The organism is Ensifer sp. ENS07 (assembly GCF_014852185.1).
In the GTDB taxonomy this organism is placed as follows: Bacteria; Pseudomonadota; Alphaproteobacteria; order Rhizobiales; family Rhizobiaceae; genus Ensifer; species Ensifer adhaerens.
Window position 1 is genome coordinate 1 of record NZ_JACVBE010000072.1, and the last position, 385, is coordinate 385.

1 protein-coding gene is annotated in these 385 nt (G+C 66.8%); it reads right to left on the minus strand.

Going from position 1 to position 385, the window contains the following annotated elements:
- On the minus strand, positions 1-385 hold a 385-nt coding region (locus IB277_RS39125; protein ID WP_246812927.1), incomplete at both ends, for a methylmalonyl-CoA mutase family protein.

Consider the following 385-nt stretch of genomic DNA (forward strand, 5'->3'; position numbering starts at 1 on the left):
GAAGCCGATGTCGCCAAAGGCCGACGCGATCACCTTGGCGCCCCGGTCGTGGCCGTCCTGGCCGAGCTTGGCGACCATGATTTTCGGCTTGCGGCCGAGTTTCGCCGAAACCTCGTCGAGGCGGCCGCAGAGCACCTCGAGTTCAGGCTCGCCCTCATAGGCCTTGCCATAGATCTTGCTGACGACCTTGGGCGTTGCGGCATGGTCACCAAAGGTGCCGCGCATCGCATCGGAGATTTCGCCGACGGTCGCGCGCGCCCGCGCCGCTTCGACGGCGGCCGCCAAGAGGTTGCCTTCGCCGGTCGAGGCGACCTTTGAAACCGCGGCCAGGGTCTCTTTCACCTTTGCGCTGTCGCGCCGCCGCTTCGTCTCCTCGATGCGACGG